Annotated in this window: 13 protein-coding genes; 5 read left to right on the top strand and 8 right to left on the bottom strand. The window is 40.8% G+C overall.

Annotation, left to right across the window (positions count from 1 at the left end):
- Positions 1–11: 11 nt before the first annotated feature.
- Complete coding sequence (locus HCZ11_RS00940) at positions 12–2,327, bottom strand: carboxypeptidase-like regulatory domain-containing protein (RefSeq protein ID WP_167657355.1); 2,316 nt, start codon at positions 2,325–2,327, stop codon at positions 12–14.
- Positions 2,328–2,337: 10 nt separating this feature from the next.
- Positions 2,338–3,750 (bottom strand): glycerophosphodiester phosphodiesterase family protein, encoded by a 1,413-nt coding sequence (locus tag HCZ11_RS00935; RefSeq protein WP_254869045.1) that lies wholly within the window; start codon positions 3,748–3,750, stop codon positions 2,338–2,340.
- Between the two features lie 218 nt (positions 3,751–3,968).
- On the opposite strand from HCZ11_RS00935, the gene dgt reads away from it, so the two are divergent.
- Positions 3,969–5,426, top strand: a complete 1,458-nt coding sequence (gene dgt, locus HCZ11_RS00930; RefSeq protein WP_130052950.1) for a dGTPase — start codon at positions 3,969–3,971, stop codon at positions 5,424–5,426.
- A 108-nt stretch (positions 5,427–5,534) separates the two neighbouring features.
- On the top strand, positions 5,535–8,093 hold the full coding sequence (locus HCZ11_RS00925; protein ID WP_167657258.1) for a hypothetical protein: 2,559 nt from the start codon (positions 5,535–5,537) through the stop codon (positions 8,091–8,093).
- Positions 8,094–8,493: 400 nt separating this feature from the next.
- Here the strand turns inward: HCZ11_RS00925 and HCZ11_RS00920 are convergent, their stop codons facing one another.
- Both HCZ11_RS00920 and HCZ11_RS00915 read right to left on the bottom strand, forming a co-directional pair.
- Positions 8,494–9,186: a hypothetical protein gene (locus HCZ11_RS00920; protein WP_130052952.1), complete on the bottom strand. Its 693-nt coding sequence runs from the start codon at positions 9,184–9,186 to the stop codon at positions 8,494–8,496.
- Between the two features lie 136 nt (positions 9,187–9,322).
- Complete coding sequence (locus tag HCZ11_RS00915; RefSeq protein ID WP_254869044.1) at positions 9,323–10,276, bottom strand: LysR substrate-binding domain-containing protein; 954 nt, start codon at positions 10,274–10,276, stop codon at positions 9,323–9,325.
- A gap of 82 nt (positions 10,277–10,358) precedes the next feature.
- On the opposite strand from HCZ11_RS00915, the gene HCZ11_RS00910 reads away from it, so the two are divergent.
- Positions 10,359–10,664, top strand: a complete 306-nt coding sequence (locus tag HCZ11_RS00910; protein ID WP_130052954.1) for a hypothetical protein — start codon at positions 10,359–10,361, stop codon at positions 10,662–10,664.
- Positions 10,665–11,400: 736 nt separating this feature from the next.
- Here the strand turns inward: HCZ11_RS00910 and HCZ11_RS00905 are convergent.
- Positions 11,401–11,682, bottom strand: coding sequence for a putative quinol monooxygenase (locus HCZ11_RS00905; RefSeq protein ID WP_167657354.1), 282 nt, complete (start codon positions 11,680–11,682; stop codon positions 11,401–11,403).
- A complete protein-coding gene (locus HCZ11_RS00900) occupies positions 11,679–11,900 on the bottom strand; it encodes a DUF2798 domain-containing protein (protein WP_130052956.1) in 222 nt (73 codons plus the stop codon). The genes HCZ11_RS00905 and HCZ11_RS00900 overlap by 4 nt, the downstream gene beginning before the upstream one ends.
- A gap of 81 nt (positions 11,901–11,981) precedes the next feature.
- Here HCZ11_RS00900 and HCZ11_RS00895 point away from each other — a divergent pair, with 81 nt between their 5' ends.
- Complete coding sequence (locus tag HCZ11_RS00895) at positions 11,982–12,836, top strand: LysR family transcriptional regulator (RefSeq protein WP_167657353.1); 855 nt, start codon at positions 11,982–11,984, stop codon at positions 12,834–12,836.
- A gap of 48 nt (positions 12,837–12,884) precedes the next feature.
- Here the strand turns inward: HCZ11_RS00895 and HCZ11_RS00890 are convergent, their stop codons facing one another.
- Positions 12,885–13,610, bottom strand: a complete 726-nt coding sequence (locus HCZ11_RS00890; protein WP_167657352.1) for a hypothetical protein — start codon at positions 13,608–13,610, stop codon at positions 12,885–12,887.
- Positions 13,611–13,762: 152 nt separating this feature from the next.
- Complete coding sequence (locus HCZ11_RS00885) at positions 13,763–14,635, bottom strand: nuclease-related domain-containing protein (protein WP_167657351.1); 873 nt, start codon at positions 14,633–14,635, stop codon at positions 13,763–13,765.
- A gap of 358 nt (positions 14,636–14,993) precedes the next feature.
- Between HCZ11_RS00885 and HCZ11_RS00880 the strand changes: the two genes are divergently transcribed.
- Positions 14,994–18,146 carry a DUF3427 domain-containing protein gene (locus HCZ11_RS00880; protein WP_167657350.1) on the top strand — a complete coding sequence of 1,051 codons (3,153 nt, stop codon included), beginning with the start codon at positions 14,994–14,996 and terminating at the stop codon, positions 18,144–18,146.
- Positions 18,147–18,150: the final 4 nt, after the last annotated feature.

Genomic DNA, 18,150 nt, shown 5'->3' with positions numbered 1-18,150 from the left:
TCCTTGCTTAATTAATTGCTTAAATCAATGGTTATTGTTTGTTCGCCAGCATCTACTTGGTGCCAACGTCGATACGTTTTATAGCCTGGCGCCGACACTTGAATATCATAAGCGCCAGCTTTTAAAGTCATACCAGGGCGATATTTAGGACCAATATTCATAATACGGATAGTGGCATTCGGCGCATTTGTGGTAATGGTTAGCTTGGTTTTTTGCTCGACCATATATTGTCTTCGCTGTTGTTGCTCTGCGCTTAAATTGCCATCGCCATGACGCAAAATATCCACCTTAGCTAGAGCATGGCTAACCGGGCTAAAGCTATCGTAAATGTGTAGTTTTTCTTCAAACGCTAAACCCAGAGGATGCAACACTGGTTGTGCATGTAAGGTCCAACGAATAGCATAACTAAACACCGGATTGCTCGACTCATCGACCTTGTCTAAAAAGTAGTTAACAGGGCTTTGTTCGTCTTCGGTAAAGGTGTTATGAATAAAGAGTACCGGTGCAATCAAAATCAGCGCTGGCATAATGAGCTTTTGCAATACAGATACAGCAGTCGTTGGCTGCTTTTCATGGTTTGGTTTAATAAGTTGCCACAGTTTTAACGGTAACTTACTAAAGGTTAAGCAAATCAAAAACAGTGACAGCGACATCGAAATAGGCGGAATAATGACCGAACGTAACGCTTGCTTACCGTACTCGGCATACTCGCCACCATCAGCAAATTTACCTTCTGAACTATTGAGCATGGCGAGGTATTTGTCAGTGCGTTTTGCAATGTTTGGATCTAGCACCTTGTCTTTGAAGTTCTTTTTATTCCAATCGGCGCGAATATTTTTCACGTATAAATCGCCCATTCTGTCGGCAATTTTCGCTTGAATTTGCGGGTGTAATTGAAACGCAACCCAGCTTAAGTTTGGCTCTAAACTCATGCCGCGTTTGCGCATTTCGTTTTGCCATTGCAAATTTGCTTCGCTGGTTACCTTAGAGGCTACAGCGTTGGCAAATGCCTGGCGTTGATTCACATTCCAGTTGCTTTCAAGATGTAACCCTTTGCTCGCAAAATGTGTTCGAAGCTTCTTTTGAGTTGTTTCGTGAGCACGAAACGCCATTAAATTTTCAACCGTAAATGGGTAACCCGTTTCACTAATAAACATCTTATGAAAGTTCGGATGTTGTAAAAAGCGCAGCTGATAATGATCTGGATCATCAGTGTATTTGTAGCGCTTATCTTTAAAACCGCCATCGCCACCGGTTGCTAAACTTGCAGCTTGTAGTGCTGTATAAACACCACCAGTGAGCACCCCCATTAAAATAGTGCCAGCGGCATTTTCAGCAACCGAAACATCTTCTTCAATAAGCCAGTAATCAGGCTCAATGTAGCCAATACCCGCTTTTAAAATATTGCTTCGGTAGTCAGCGGCTTCGCGTTCATAACAACGATTTCGACGGTCTTTTTCACTACTTTTGTCATAACGCTCACGGCATTTTGCAATGCTGTGGTGGTAATCATAAATCTTCGGCCCATATTTTTGTGCTCGTGCTGACGCTTTTGCAATATGGGCTTTTTGCGCTTGTTGGTATTTGCTCCAGCCGCTATTTATTTCTTGCTCAACTTGTTGCCAGTACCCTTGTTCGCGCTCACCTATGCCTGCCAAAGTGCTGTTGAACTTTTTACTGCCATCAGCATAGGCTTTGTATTTAACCACCAGCTCATCATATAACTGACTATAGTTTTTATAGTGCTGATCAAAATCTTGATACGCTTTTTTCTGCACAAAAGCAGCAATAATTTTACGCTTATCCTGCTCTAAGTTGTCGGAAAGCGCGGCATCGCTATACAGTAAGCCACCAAACAGCGCCAAAAAGGTCAGGTTCTCTGAGCTATGTAATTGCTCAGGGTCGTAATCAAGATCATTCACTTTAATTGAGTTTATCGCCAATGCATCTCTAAGTGCTGCACTGTAGGTAGCAAACTGTCGCTGCTCTGCGGTTGAAGGCTCAATTAAAGTCTTTTCAATAGCATATTTTTGGCCGAAAAAGACCACAGGCCAAACTAGGCATAATAAAGCGATAAACGAGATAATCCCACGGCCCACTTTGGCAACCATTGCTTTAGGTAAAAAGTCAGCTAAAAGCAGCGCAACACCCACTCCAGACACTGCTCGGCCATATATTTCAAGGTGTTCAAGATCTTCTGCAGAAGGCGTCCCTAAACCGACTAAAGAAACTAACTGGGCATTAAAAATTGCCTCAGGTAATAAATATAAAGTAGCTAAAAAAAGTAGCAAACAGCGCCACCAAAACGGCTTTATTAAATCAGTCATAGGTTTGTTCTTATTGTTTTTTACGTAGTTCTAGTTCAACAGCAGGATCTGTTTCTAAGCTAAAATCTTCATCAGCTTGGCGAGTCCCTATTTCTAAATTAGGTGCTGAAGGAGTCGATGTTACTTTTGGAATATAAGTGTGTGCTTGGGTTGATTTAAGGGTGCCGCCCACCGCAGGGTAAAGCTGATTCCCTTTATAAGCATACAGCTCATCAAGGCGTTCTAAATCAAGATCTACCGGCATGCTGGCAATTAACTTAGCGTCTGCTTCATCACTAAAAAACGGCTGCATTTTTGGTAATTCGAATACAGAACAAAAGCCATATACGGTGTCGTCCATGATCACAGAATCAGGGCGAAGTGAGCGCGACTGTGCTAATAGGCTTCGTTCATGATAATCGTGGCCATTAATAGAATAGGTAGCAATCATAATGCCTCGAGCTTTAGCAACTGGTTTTAAGCGTGCTGCGCTTTGCTTGTAGTGACGAATATCAAGCACATAACCAAAGTTACGTTTTAGCTGTTTTGCTAATTTATCGAGCTTAACAGGACTATCGTAACGCTTTTCACGATGATAACGGTTGCCAAGAGCTTGTAAACTCTCAAGTTCTTCTTTATTACGCTCGTAAATTGGATCGCTACCAGCGCCGCGTTTAAGGTCGCTTGCTAATTTATTCATCGAAGCTTTTGCCGGTGACTGAATAAATGCCAAGTAAATATCTGGGTTGATGTCGCGCATACGGCTGAGGTTGCGCATTTCTAAACTACTAAAAAAGTAGTTACCACCGCCAACAAACTCATAAGCTAAGTAATCAAGCATTTTTAAGTCGTTTACAGAGGCATTTGATTTTATTTCAATATTCAGCTTTTGATGAGGCTTGCGATAGCGCGCAAATGTGGCAGCAAGCTCTCTAAATGACGGCGGCATTTCATCGGTTAGCAACCCTGTTTCTTGATTACGATGACGTAAATAGCCCCACTCTTTTTCATATCTCATCGATTCAATTTTACGACGCTTATTATCAACCGTGCCTGTTTCACGGCCAGTACGGGCATCATGATGCACAACCCAAACATCATCACGGGTAATACGCACATCAATCTCAACTACATCAAAGTTGTTGTCAATTGCATCAATCACCGCATTGAGGGAGTTTTCTGCATAACGAATAGAGCCACGGTGGCTTTGCAAATTAAAATTACTGCATTGCCTTACCGAAGCATAGTTGATATTACCGAGTTGGGTTTCATAAAAACCGCGAGCACGCAGTGCATCATGTTTGGCCTTAATGGCATTTTTTTCGGCAACTGTTAAGGTGCTTTCAGCACTTGGCTCAGGGGTACTTTTACAAGCAGTTAAACTAATACAACACAGAAGAATACATGTTATTAGCCATGGTTTTTGAGACAAAGTTTGCATCATTGCTATACAGCCAAAAGGCTTTCCTTTCTAATTAAAGATAATAAAGAAGTGCGTAAAACTGAATAATATATGAATAAAGGTCCTTATTTAAAGTAATAACTTTAATAAAAATGGATATTTTAATTTAAGATACAAGCTGTTAGATTTAATTTAATAACTGGCAAAATTTTGCTAACAACACGCAAAAGCCCGATTTTACCGCTTTGTGGGAATGAGAAATGATCGATTTTGGTAAGAAAATAACTCCAGCACGCGAAATGCGTTCTACCAATAATTTACACACTGCGCTTGAAAGTGATCGGGGCCGCATTATTAACAGCGCTGCAATTCGCCGCTTGCAACAAAAAACCCAAGTTTTTCCACTCGAACGCAACGCCGCAGTGCGCTCAAGACTAACTCACTCGCTTGAAGTACAACAAGTAGGCCGTTTTATAGTACAAACAATTTTTAATAAGCTTAGTGATGCAAAACAAAAAGAGTATGGCCTAGCGGGGCTTGAACGACCGCTTGAAAGCCTAGTAGAAATGGCGTGCCTAATGCACGATATCGGCAACCCGCCATTTGGTCACTTTGGCGAGGCAGCCATCAACCAATGGTTTGAAAAACACTTAGACGCACTAACACCAGAGCGCTGTAAAGGTATTGGCATTAGTGTGATCTTTAAACACCTAGCACAAGACATCAAAAGCTTTGAAGGTAATGCCCAAGGTATTCGCATAATTCATTCATTACTATCACTAAACTTAACCTACAGCCAAAGTGCCGGAATTTTAAAATACACCCGCCCGGCCAGCATGACGAAAAAAGACAGTCCGCAAGATAAAAATTACCTGATGAAAAAAGTGGGTTATTACTTTAGCGAAAAACCTTTTATAGATGCACTGCAAACTGAGCTCGAAATTGAGCAATACTGCCGTCATCCTGCTAGCTATATTATGGAAGCTGCCGACGATATTTCGTATTGTTTAGCCGATATTGAAGATGCCGTAGAAAAGGGCATTATTAGTGTTGAGTCGCTATGTGAAAAGCTAAAAGATCAATACACCCGCACACTCACTAACCTAACCATTAACGATACTAAGCACAGTGACTTTGCCGAAAAAGCGATTGATTATGCATTAAGTAAAGCTCAAGAGCAGCCCTACAATTTTAACAGTGAGTTTTTTATCTATCTGCGAGTTACTTTGCTACACCCATTGGTAAGTTACGCGGCAGACCGGTTTATTAATAATATAGAAGCCATTTATCACGGTGATTTTAATCAGGCTTTATTAGAAGACCGCAGTCACTTGCACGCCGTTACGCTCACTTTAAAACAGGTAGCTTTAAAGCATGTATTTTGCCACAAAGAAGTAGAGCGATTAGAGCTGCAAGGTTACCGTATTATTAGCGGTTTACTCGATTGCTATAAACCTTTACTTACCCTTGATGCAGAAGCTTTTAAGCGTGTTTTAAGAGGCGATCAAAACTATTTAATTGAAACACGCCTAGTTAAAAAGCTGTCTAATAAACATTTAAATAGTTACCAAAAAGCCATTGATGCCCTAAAAGCCGAACCAGATCATTTTGCCGCCTACGAATTTTATTATCGCTGCCGCCTAATTCAAGATTATATCAGCGGTATGACCGACCAATTTGCTTACGACGAATACCGTGCGCTCATGGTAATTGATTAGCTAATACGAATAGTCGTAATTTGTTAACCTAATGTGGATAAATTACCCGTCTCAGCTTAGAATTAATTAACTGTCGGCTCATCAATTAAACCTTACTGGTCTGAACTTATGCCAATTATTAGAACAACTTTTTGCTTATTACTCCTAAGCTTAAGCTTTACGAGTAAAGCGCAGTACAACGAAGCTATGTGTATTTTGTTAAAACAGCAAATGCACGAGTATCGCTTTAATACCAGCAATAAGAACTACCGATCTGCTGCCAGAAACTATGAAAAAAACTGTAAAAATCCCACCCCTGTCAATAATGCAGCTGGCTTTGAAAAACTAGAACAACAAACTAAAGAAATCGTTCCTGTTAATTCAGCCACAGCAGCCAACCCTAATGTACATTCTGGTGCAATTCTAGCTACGCCTGAAGAAGAGACTACACCAGCTGTTGAGCAACCTTCTGAAATCAACGAACAGCAAACTCAGTCAGAGCAATTAGCTGCAGAACCCCAAGTTCAAGAGCCTGTATCACAGCAACAGCAAATAGAGCAAAGTTCTACACCTGCAGAGCAAACAGAAATGCCAGCAAAAGTTGATCGAATTACGATTTCTGATGCTCCTGAAGAACCTGTAGTAGAATCAACTACCAACCCTGCAATTCAAGAGCAAGCTGTTGCAGTTAAACCCCAAAGTGCTGAAGCTGAAACAGCACCTGCTGAAAAACCAGTTGAACCTGAAACAAAAGTAGATTCGGCGCTAACACCTATTCCGGCACCAACTCCAGCTCCTATTCCAGAAAACAATGATAGCTCTTCAAGTTCATTATTTATGCCAAGCCTAATTGTGTTGTTGGTGCTACTTGTTGCAGGTTTAGTGATTGTGCGTATTCGTCAAAGCAAAAAAGCAGACGAAGACTCAGAGCTTGAACAAAGCTTGATGCAAGCTAAAGCATTAAAAGCCGCAGCAGAAGCGCAAGCTGCCGCTGAAAAAGAAGCTGAAGAGTTAAAAAATGCAACTGCCGCCGTGCTTAGTGAAGAACAAGATCACCCGCATGCGGACAGCAATATAGTACCTGACAATGCTTTTTCGGCAATCGAAACACAAAGCAGTGATGAACTATCTGAACTTATGCACTTTAGTGCTCAGTATGATACAGACGAGCAAGAATCTAAAACATCAGCAGAACCCGCTCCTGAAGATGATTTTGCTAATGCCCATCAATTTAAAGATCTTGAACTTGGCTACGACGAGAAAAACACGCATGATTCTGAAGATGACTTTTTAGATGAACAACGCGAGCTAGAGCAAGAGCTTAAACTCGCAAACCTTTCTTCATCGTTCACCGTTAACGAAGAAGTAGATAGTCAATCTGATGACGTTCAGCAAGATGAACCGGCCTTAGGAGAGCAAAGCTTTACTACATCTTCTTTCGGTTTTGATGAATACTCAACTAAAGAGCCTATCGCAGAAGACGAACCACGAATCACTGAGACCCAGCCATTTGAAGAGCCAGAACTAGAGGCTCCTGAAATAACTGAACTTGAGAAACCAGAAATAGAAGAGCCTAGCTTTACTGCATCTTCATCGTTTGGTTTTGATGAATATTCAGCTAAAGAGCCTATCGCTGACGATGAGCCAGTTTTAGCTGAGAAAGAAAAGCATGAAAAGCCTCAAATTAGTGAGCTTGATGAGCCTGCAATTGAAGAGCCTAGCTTTACTGCATCTTCATCGTTTGGTTTTGATGAATACTCAACTAAAGAACCTATCGCTGACGATGAGCCAGTTTTAGCTGAGATAGAAAAGCATGAAAAGCCTCAAATTAGTGAGCTTGATGAGCCTGCAATTGAAGAGCCTAGCTTTACTGCATCTTCATCGTTTGGGTTTGATGAATACTCAACTAAAGAGCCTATCGCTGACGATGAGCCAGTTTTAGCTGAGATAGAAGAGCTTGAAAAACCTGAAATTGACGAACTTGAAAAGCCAGTAATTGAAGAGCCTAGCTTTACTGCATCTTCATCGTTTGGTTTTGATGAATACTCAACTAAAGAGCCTATCGCTGATGATGAGCCAGTTTTAGCTGAGGTAGAAGAGCTTGAAAAACCTGAAATTGACGAACTTGAGAAACCAGAAATAGAAGAGCCTAGCTTTACTGCATCTTCATCGTTTGGTTTTGATGAATATTCAGCTAAAGAGCCTTCCGCTGATGATGAACCTGCAAAAGATGAGGTACCTGAGTATGACTTATCTTCATTAATGGATGATGATTTATCTTTTACTGATCATTTCACTGAACAAGATCAAACAGTCACTGCACCAAATACAACAGCTGATCAAGACGATATTAGCGATGATGATTTAGCTAAAGCTTTACAAGCACTTGAGCAAGAGCTGCAAGATGAACCCGCTTCATTTAGTTTAGAGGAGCCGACACAGCCAATTGAAGAAACGGTTGATGTTTCTAAAGAGTTAAATGACGACGATGAGCTTAAAGAAGCTGATAAAGAGTTAGAGCAACAAGATGATAAGCCACATAACCCATTTGCCAACTTATCACTTGACCCTGCTTGGGATCCTAGTTCAGACGAGAAGCCTGTGATTGAAAGCAAATCCAAACAGCCAAAATCACAAGCCTTGATTGACGCAGAAGAGCGCGCCAAACAGTTTAAAACGGATGAGTGATAAAGTTACGAGTTACAAGGGGAAAGTTACAAGTTTCGAGGCTAAAGCCCGTAGGACTGGCTTTAGCCGGGAATTGTCTTAAGTTACGAGGGGAAAGTAGCGAGAAACGAGATGCGAGTCTGTAGCAGCGATTTTACATCGCGTCCTAGCGCCTATGCTTCCCCCGTAGGCGTGAAACTTGTTTCGCGCGTCTGAATATAGAAAATTTGAAAAGGTTTACATGGATTATGTTTGATTCTATTCTGCACTAAAGTACCTCCTACAAGGCTTAAATCGCTGAGGAGAACACCCGACCTAACCAACCCCACAGCTCGGCTGACACCTAACATCTAACGACTAAAAACAGTGTTTATCTTGCCTAGAACCTTTCCCCTTTACTCTTGCTAACTTCCCATTTGACTCACTTTACAATTGGACGTGGGCGCATTATCCAATGAAACACAAATATCAAACCAAAAAATACCAGTACAGCTAAAACACACAACACAATAATGTTAGTTGGTAAAAACGAATCTGTACCATAACTGTAGCGCTTTAGCTCTTGCTCCATACTAATTTTTGCGCGCTCAGCTTTACTGGGTAATACAAACTCATGAAAAGGGTCAGTAGGCTTTGCTTCTGTTCGGGCAAGTTGAGCATTTTTTTGCTGCCATAACATATCAAACTGCTGAAACTGAACTTGCTTATTTTCAAAGCACGACTCTAGATTTTGCAGCTGTAGTGAGCGAGCAGCACAACGTGGCGGCATAACATAAAAGCGCTCCCATGCAGCTTGTTTGCTAATGTAGGCTTGCTCAGTTAATGGCTCTGCCAAAGTGTTTTCAAGCTCATTAATGTCAGGGTTATACAAAGACGATTTAAGCTCTGCTATTTGCTCTTCACTAAAGCATGTTTCAGATATTCGTGCCGACAAGCTTTGGATGCGTTGTTTATAAGCTTCAATTTTGTCGAGAAGATTGGTTTTGCGCAGGGCTATTTGTAACTCTACACGTTCTGCTTGCATAGATTGGCAAGCTTCTGAAGGAGTTGATTGCTGCGCACAGACAAAACTAGGCAACAACAACGCTGTTGTCATTAAAATCCGTTTAATCATTAATTTACGTCACTGTAAAAGTTAGGGGTACAGATTAGCAGTTTCTAATAAAACTGCAAGAAATCTGCGCTAAACCCACCTAAAAGACTGATAAATTACCAGTGCAAGCTTTTACATATCCCACGAGCAATACTTATTAAAAGTCTTCAGATTGATTATTTCCACTATCAAACTGCTGATCATCCATAGCAAACTGCTCAAGCAACCAAGCTTTAAACAGCCGTACTTTTTGCCATTTAAAATGATCGGGCGGCGCAGCAAGGTAATACTTAAATTGGCATTGATATTCAAAGTTTGGATAAATCTCTAGCTGACCAAGTTGAAGTTGAGTTTCGATTAAGCGCCGTCTTACCAATGCAATACCTTGCCCTGCTAACGTGGCTTGAATAACCAATGCTGCATTATCGATTTCAAGTGCGGGGAGCGCATCTGGACTGACAGCTAGTTGCTGAGCCAAAGTTAACCAGCCTCTCTCTGCATCTGGGCACACATCTTTAATTAATTTTTGTGCCAGAACCTGTGGTTTTAGGGGCTTATGAACATCAATGGCACCAGGTTTATAAGCCAAAAATAGGCTGTCGTCACTGATAAGCTCACTATGCAAACCCGGGTAACTACCTTGCCCAAATCGAATACCTAAATCGACCTGCCCAGATGAAAAGTCAGCAAGTTGGTCACTAGGCTCTATACGCACTTTGATATTGGGGTATTTGTTTTGAAAATCGCTAATACGACCAAGCAACCAGCCACTGGCGAAAGAAGGTAACACAGTTAAGTTTAACGTATTTGGGTGGCTATCTTGGCTAACAGCCTGCACGCCTGCCTGTAAATGACTAAACCCCTTAAGTACATGAGGTAATAGCTGTTCGCCTTGGCGAGTTAGTTCTACATAGCGGGTATGACGAGTAAATAAACTGCAATCAAGCTGTTGTTCTAACAGACGAATTTGTTGGCTAACCGCAGCTTGGCTAACAAATAATTGCTCTGCCGCAAGCTTAAAACTACCTAACTCTGCCGCGTGCTTAAAATACCAAAGGCTTTTTAATGGAGGTAACTGCATACGTTTTATGGTTAATAAAAACTTAAGCATAGGTAATTTTTAATCGTTTGTCAGTAGTCATAACACAAGTAATACTCATACAGCCAACCGCAACAAGACAAGGACAACCACCATGAAATACTTAATTATTTTATTACTTTTGTGTGCCTCAAGCTTTAGTTATGCCAATCAACCGGTAATAACGCAGCTTGATACCGATGAAGGCTACCCTTATAAAAACTTAATTCAAAAAGTAGAACGAGTAGAAATTCGTTATGTAGAAAACACAAATTCGGTGACCTGCAAAGTCAATGTGCAAACTCTGCACAACCAATACATGGGCAAAGAGCATACTGTCTCAGCCAAGCTGTTTGCAAAACGCCCAATGGCCGCTTGTTTAACCCGAAAAAAAGCCAAGCAAATTCTCTATATGCTGTAACCCTTTCAACCTTGTTAAACTAGGCTACGAATAGCAGTACTTCCCCAGTAGCCTAGTTTTTTCTGTATGTATGAAACGTGTTTCGTGCGTTTAAATGAAGAAACGAGCGGTTTGCTAGATCTTTTTTCGAACCACAGAGGACATAGAGAGCATAGAGGAAGACAAGGAGTTATCTATAGCGCAGCGCCTCATAACCTCTTTGTGAAATTACCTTCTATATGTAGCGCAAAGCGCCTCGGTGCCCTCTGTGGTTCAATTATCTTTATTCACAAAGAGAAGTGAATGAGAAAACAATGAGATACTAATTAAGCCAATTAGTTAATTGTCTCTAAAGCGTAGCGCCTCATAATCTCTTTGTGCATTAAGTTTCTCTGTGTAGCGCGAAGCGCCTCGGTGCCCTCTGTGGTTCAAATATCTTTATTCACAAAGAGAAGTGAACGAGAAGACAATGAGTGACCGAAGTAGGCTGCTACTTGTTTTGTAATCTCTAAAGCGAAGCGTCTCTTATCCTCTTTGCGAGTATTGGCTTTTCTCTGTGTAGCGCGCAGCGCCTCTGTGCCCTCTGTGGTTCAAATATCTTTATTCACAAAGAGAAGTGAATGAGAAGACAATGAGATACTAATTAAGCCAATTAGTTAATTGTCTCTAAAGCGAAGCGTCTCTTATCCTCTTTGTGAGTATTGGCTTTTCTCTGTTTAGCGCGCAGCGCCTCTTATCCTCTTTGTGAGTATTAAATCTAAAACTCCTCCACCACCTCTACCTCAACCGGCTCCGCCAACGCGTTTTCATAAAACGCGAACACCGCTTTGGTATAGGGCTGAGCATAATGCTCATCAAGGGCGGCTTGCGATTCAAACTGCTCAACTAAAAACAAACAACGCTGCTCTTTGCTCGCATACAGCTCAAAACGATTACAACCTGGCTCTGAACGAGTGGCTGCTAAAATGCCCTGTAAACGCCCTTTACAGTCGTCAAATAATGCCGCCTTTGGGATAATTTTTGCCACGATATTAATCATACTGACTCCTTACTATATAACTTTAAAACCAATGCCCGAATTGGCGGGGCAACCGTAAAAGCCACCACAAATGCAGCAGGCCACGCATTGACAAACGCCTTCATCCAACTTAGAAAAAATGTATCGCTCAGCCCTAAGTTGACATAAGTGACCCATGCCGAAAGTAAAAACGACATTAAAAACGAAAATGCCGCAGTAAAAGTAAAATGAATTTTCATATGTCCTCCTTGGCGTTACTATATTTATACAACGCAAGTGGCAACAGTCACGAAAATGCAAACTAAGATTGAGGGAGTCGTATGCTGGATGATCTGCATTTATTTATTGAAATAGCGCGCCGTAAAAGCATGAGCCAAACAGCAAAAGATTTAGGACTGAATCTATCGACCCTATCACGGCGCATTCAGGCTTTAGAAGAAAAGCTCGCCGAACCATTACTGCAACGCACAGCCCGAGGCATTGTGTTAACCGCCAAAGGCGAATCACTGTATAACGAGTTAGGCGAGCAAGTACTTGCTCTTAACAGCCAGCTTGAGCAATTAAATGACTCGCCCGCCGCAAAAGAGTTTTACCTGTTGTGCCCACAAAACATCATTGCGGGCCCACTGATGGGTGCAGTTAATCAGTTTGCAATGGCAAACCCTGCGTTAAATCTCCACATTTACCCAAGTAATGCCAACAGCCAACTAAGTCAAAAGCGCTTTGACTTAGCCATTCGCATCGGCGAACAACAAGACTCAAGCTATTTTCAAAAGCGCCTAGGCATGATCGCAATAAAGCTAATTTCAAAGAAAGATGCCCCAACATCAAGGTTGATACTGCCCTATTCAGAGTCACAACTACCCAGCAGTTTACTTAACAAATTAAAAACCGAGTATGAACACATAAGCTTTTGTTTTGATATTACAATCGCCAGAAAAATGGTTGAAGCAGGCTATGGCATTGGCTTACTACCAATGAGTGAAATTTGCTGTATAGACGACACCAGCAACTTTAGTTATATCGACTCCCCCGACAGTATTCCCGCAAGGCCAATTTACGCCCTATGGCCACATTCACGCACACCATCAGCGAATGCCCAGTTGTTGATTGAACAACTCCAAACCAGTATTGCAGACTCACCGAGTTTACAAGGAGAGGTGTTGAAACTGTAGTTGCGCGTTGCGAGGCATTGTAGGTCGGGCTTTAGCCTGTATAACAACTCAATCTTTAAACCAACGATAAAGACCAAACACAAACAACATAGCCGCTAAGCCTGCCAAGGCTAATTGCCAAATTTTAAGATCACTCAACTTATTAGATTGCTGACTAACACTATCATTTAAAGGTGCCGTAGCGTTTTTAACGGGTGCTTCGATTATCGGGCTTTTTATCACGACTTGGTTTGTGGCTTTATTTGTATTTATTTCTGTAATGGTCGGCTTTACTGTAATAACAACATCTTTATTGTCTGCTTTTGCTTTACCGCTCCAAACCGATTCAAATAGTGCCTTTTGCTCAGCTTTATTTTCGCTACACCATACAAAATCAGCCTGCTGAATATTCTTAGCTCTACAGCGGTCCGGTAACTGATAAAATTGCCCCCAAGCATGGCGTTTTTTATCGTCATTATATGAATTTGAATACACCGTAGAGTTATGTACTTTGGTGTTTAAAAGTGAAGTAGGGTTTGAGCGATACGTATAATTACCGCCATTACCAGAGCTTCTTTTTGGGTGTTTGCAGTGTCTCGCCAGCAGCGTAAAAAGCTCATCTAAACGCTGATTCCAACGTTCACCTTGCCTTGCCGTGTAGCTACGATTCATTCTTTTACGAATACCCTCGCGCTCAGCCTCAATACTATCGCAGCGACTTTTTGAATATTGCTCATCAGCAACTGTGTTGAAACTCGCAACCAAAGTAGCGAGTAATAAAATCCATTTATTCATAACATTACATCTGTGTAATTTGGTTGTAATTACTCCCTATGTGTTAGCTAGGGAAGTACTTATTCGATAAAAGCTAGCTAAAACAATTGCTTTAGAAAACTTTCGATGCAAATTGCCTACTCAAACTAAGCATTAAATTTAGTCTCTATCAATTAAACCTTAGAAATATTTAAGCTTCTTTGCACAGCTTGATAGCAAATAGCTTTTTGCATAGCTCCATCTATTTGGTTTTGGCGCATCGACAATATAGTTTTTGCTAACTGTCTATGGGAAACAATAGGAAATGGTGGTCGCTGCTTCAACTCTATAAACCAACCTGGAAAGCACAATATTGGGGTTATTTTTGTTTGAAAACCAGTTGCTTCACTTAACCATTTATAAACCCAATTTGCTTGTATTTCTGCTTGTTCAATTGGCTTGTTTTCATTCCAAGATGGAAAGGCTAGTAGATTATTTTCGAATCGGACTTTGTAGTTTGTATCATCTTTAACGCGCTTATGCCTTCCTTTTGTTTCAATCGCAAAAACACCATTAGGCCCAATAACTAAGTGATCAATATTAAACCCATCAGCTTGAATATCATGAAATATTTGATACCCATGAGATTGAAGCTCAATTAATTCAGATGCAACAGCTAACTCAGCGTCTCGCCCTAGTTTTAGTTTAATTAACTGGTCTGATTCAAACCACGATTTTCTGGCGGTGTAAATTAAACCGACAATAATTACAATTATAAAAAAGTAGTTCAATTGACCGCTTGCCAACATTTCGGTAATCCCTTTGAGGGCAAACGGCATTGTAATAATCAATGCAGCTAAACCTATGTAACCAACAACATTAAAGACCTTATCGTTTACTTGATCGTTAAGTGTTTGTGCGGCTACTCGAGTAAATTTTTTTCGATCTACAGGTAACTTGGCTTGCTTCTGATGAAGCCATACTCTTAAAAAAATAACACCTAATATTGAATATATTCCTCCTATTACAAATAAGAGGCTGAGTCCTTGTGCTATGAAGTTATCCATTTCAGGTCCTTGTTCTGTTAACTCCCTCTTTATACATCAATTATTTAATAATGTCGCGTTGGCGACGGCAACCAAAGAGAAGTAAACGCCGACTTCTCTTTGGAATCTCTCGGCGCCCCGAGGTTCACACTGTTCCCTCAATTTGAATTAATTAAATGAACGTAAACAGCGTAGATAGGCCATCCGTGGCCAAGCTACGCTTTTAACAGCATCCATGCTGTAAATTACTCATAATTAATTCAATTTCGGGTGTGAACACGGGAAAAACCTCAGCAATCGCCTACAACTGAACAATGAGTTATTTCTTGTTTTCATTAGCTATTTCAGTAAACTGGCTGTAAATAACAGGGAGTGGTTTATGGAACAGGTTGGCATTTACGAGCAGCTTATTACTCAAGTGATTGAGCAGAATTTAGATCGTAAGCAATTTTATGTAGGAGAACGCCAACTAGAATCTGCCGAAGCCGCAACTTGGTTAGCTCGATTTTTAGGAAAATTAGTCGCACATGCGATTGATGCCATCCCCAACTCTAAAGATCGATTAAGCGAACAAATTGATTTAGCTAATAACTTAGTTTTATGGCTTAAAGATCATATTAAAGACGATGAGCTAATCAATGAAAACCTCATAGATAGCCAAGGCAAAATTCTTACAGCTCTATTCAATACTGAAAACCCTGTAGCCACTAATCTCAAAGACTACTCAAGCAGCATTTTCCCACTAACAGGTCTTACACAAAGTGAGTTATTTAGTGGCGCAAATGCCGGCCTATCTCTTGAGACTGAGCTTAAAAGAGAAATTAAATCAGCTGATACCATTTATTGGCTCGTTTCATTTATCAAATGGACTGGACTGCGGATTTTTAAAAGTGAGCTAGAAGCCTTTACAAGACAAGGTAACAAACTAAAAGTTATCACCACCTCATACATGGGGGCAACAGATGCTAAAGCGGTTGAGTTTTTGGCAAGCCTGCCAAACACTGAAGTAAAACTAAGCTATAACAATCAGCAAGAACGTTTACACGCAAAGTCTTACTTATTTATGCGTAACACTGGTTTTCACACTGGCTACATTGGTTCGTCTAACTTATCGCATTCGGCTCTTACCAGCGGCCTTGAGTGGAATTTAAAAATCACCGCGCAAGAAATTCCTCATATTATCGCTAAAACCAAAAGCACCTTTGAAACCTACTGGCAATCACCAGACTTTGAGCTGTTTAGTGGTAAAGTTGAATGTAAAGAAAAGCTAATAAACTCACTGAATGAACAGCGTGGTAAAGGACAAGCAAGCAACCAGTTCTATTTTGATATAACTCCAAAAACCCATCAATTAGCTATTTTAGAAAAACTAAATGTTGAACGAAGCGTTCATAATCGATTTAGAAACTTAGTGGTGGCTGCAACAGGCACTGGGAAAACTATTATATCGGCATTCGATTTTAAAACTGTGTATGACAAAAAACCAAATGCCAACTTTTTATTTGTCGCTCACCGAGAAGAAATCCTCACTCAAGCACAAAGCGCATATCGTGGTGTGCTAAAAAATAATGATTTCGGCGAGCTTTGGGTTGGCAACTACAAACCTCAAAGATACAACCAATTATTTGCCTCAATTCAAACCCTTAACAACCAAATCGACAACATAAAATTGAGTGCTGATTTTTATGATTATATTGTTATTGATGAAGTGCATCACGTAAGTGCTAACAGTTACCGTGGCATTCTGAATTGCTTCAAGCCAAACATTTTATTAGGGTTAACGGCCACACCTGAAAGGCAAGATGGGGCAAATATTTTAGAAGATTTCTGTGGTGTTATTGCCGCTGAGATCCGCTTACCAGAAGCCATAAATCAGCGCCATTTATGCCCGTTCCAATACTTTGGCCTTGATGACGATACAGATTTAAGCACGGTAACGTGGCGGGGCGGTCGTTACGATATTAGTGAGCTTAGTAATTTATATACAGGCGAGAATAACCGCGCGAATAAAATCATATCGAGTCTCAACGACATCGTTACAAATATCAATGCTATTAAGGCATTAGCATTTTGTGTAAGCCAAGATCATGCTGAGTTTATGGCCAGTAAGTTTAACCTTGCAGGTATAAGTGCAGATATACTTACCAGTAAAAATACTAGTGAACGAAAACACAAACAGCAGGCGCTTAGACGAGGTGAAATACACATACTCTGCGTTGTTGATATTTTTAACGAAGGAGTCGATATTCCAGAAGTAGATACCCTGCTCTTTTTGAGACCAACCGAGAGCCTAACGCTATTTTTACAGCAATTAGGTCGTGGCCTACGTTTACCCGACAACAGTCAAAAGCAATGCTGTACCGTACTCGACTTTGTTGGTAACGCTCGCCCCGAATACGACTTTGCCAATAAGTTTCGCGCTCTAATTGGCAAAACTAACCAGCCAATAAAAACCGAAATAGAAAATAATTTTCCGCACTTGCCGCTGGGCTGTCGTATTGAGCTGCAAGAACGCACGCAAAAAACTATTTTACGTAATATACAACAAGCAACAAACAGCAAACGCCGTTTACAACAGCTTATAAACAGTTATTCTCATCATACAAGCGACAAGCTAACACTAAGTAACTTTTTACGCATAAACCCACAAGTCACATTAGAAGATATTTATAAACCGAAAGATACAAAGCATGGCGGTTGGCATTGGTTAAAAGACGATGATATTCCAGCAGATCAAGTTGATATATATAGTGCCTATTACAGAGCTATAAATACGCAATTACTTAGCTGTGATTCGCTCAGTTATTTATGCTTCTTAAGAGATTTATGCAATAACGACTTTAGCTTTATACCTACACAACAAAATCAACAATACGCTCTAATGGCTCATTACAATTTTTGGGATAACACTGGCACAAGTTTAGGATTTAAATCTCTTAAGCAAAGCTTACAAGCACTAAAAAACCCGCTATTACAACACGAGTTATCAGAAGTGATTACGCTTTTAATAAATCGTATTCACCAACAAGAAAGTGATTTAACGTGCCTCCCTAATCACGCAATAAAATTACACAGCCGTTACACTCGCCAGCAAATATTAGCTGCATTTGGTGCACATACGTTTGATAAAAAATCGACTGCACGTGAAGGCGTATTAGAGTTCAAAAAACAAAATTTAGAATTACTTTTTGTAACTCTCAACAAATGCGAGAAAACCTATTCGCCAACAACGCTATACCATGACTTTGCGATCAGCCCCACTCTGTTTCATTGGCAAACGCAAAACAGCGCCCGACCAGAACACGGCCGCGGTCTAAGCTACATTCAGCACCAACAAACAGGCAAAACCATCTTGCTGTTTGTACGTGAACAAAGCAAAGGTGAAAACGGCCGAACCATGGGATTTGTGAACTATGGCGAGGTTAAATATCAAAGCCACAGCGGCAGCCAGCCAATGAACATAACATGGGAATTAGTAAGCCCCATGCCAAGCGAAATGTGGCATGAAGCAGGGAAGTTAGCGGTTGGTTAAAGCA

The organism is Pseudoalteromonas sp. HF66, from assembly GCF_011806445.1.
Taxonomy (GTDB): Bacteria; Pseudomonadota; Gammaproteobacteria; order Enterobacterales; family Alteromonadaceae; genus Pseudoalteromonas; species Pseudoalteromonas apostichopi.
The sequence above is the reverse complement of the archived record's forward strand: the minus strand, read 5'-3'. Positions and strand labels throughout refer to the sequence as shown.

Bases quoted from the DNA above. Each gene is read 5' to 3' on its own strand.
- HCZ11_RS00905 (WP_167657354.1), bottom strand. From the start codon at position 11,682: ATGATTAATATCGTGGCAAAAATTATCCCAAAGGCGGCATTATTTGAC.
- HCZ11_RS00890 (WP_167657352.1), bottom strand. From the start codon at position 13,610: ATGAATAAATGGATTTTATTACTCGCTACTTTGGTTGCGAGTTTCAAC.
- dgt (WP_130052950.1), top strand. From the start codon at position 3,969: ATGATCGATTTTGGTAAGAAAATAACTCCAGCACGCGAAATGCGTTCT.
- HCZ11_RS00915 (WP_254869044.1), bottom strand. From the start codon at position 10,276: ATGCTTAAGTTTTTATTAACCATAAAACGTATGCAGTTACCTCCATTA.
- HCZ11_RS00900 (WP_130052956.1), bottom strand. From the start codon at position 11,900: ATGAAAATTCATTTTACTTTTACTGCGGCATTTTCGTTTTTAATGTCG.
- HCZ11_RS00935 (WP_254869045.1), bottom strand. From the start codon at position 3,750: ATGATGCAAACTTTGTCTCAAAAACCATGGCTAATAACATGTATTCTT.
- HCZ11_RS00885 (WP_167657351.1), bottom strand. From the start codon at position 14,635: ATGGATAACTTCATAGCACAAGGACTCAGCCTCTTATTTGTAATAGGA.
- HCZ11_RS00920 (WP_130052952.1), bottom strand. From the start codon at position 9,186: ATGATTAAACGGATTTTAATGACAACAGCGTTGTTGTTGCCTAGTTTT.
- HCZ11_RS00895 (WP_167657353.1), top strand. From the start codon at position 11,982: ATGCTGGATGATCTGCATTTATTTATTGAAATAGCGCGCCGTAAAAGC.
- HCZ11_RS00940 (WP_167657355.1), bottom strand. From the start codon at position 2,327: ATGACTGATTTAATAAAGCCGTTTTGGTGGCGCTGTTTGCTACTTTTT.
- HCZ11_RS00880 (WP_167657350.1), top strand. From the start codon at position 14,994: ATGGAACAGGTTGGCATTTACGAGCAGCTTATTACTCAAGTGATTGAG.
- HCZ11_RS00925 (WP_167657258.1), top strand. From the start codon at position 5,535: ATGCCAATTATTAGAACAACTTTTTGCTTATTACTCCTAAGCTTAAGC.
- HCZ11_RS00910 (WP_130052954.1), top strand. From the start codon at position 10,359: ATGAAATACTTAATTATTTTATTACTTTTGTGTGCCTCAAGCTTTAGT.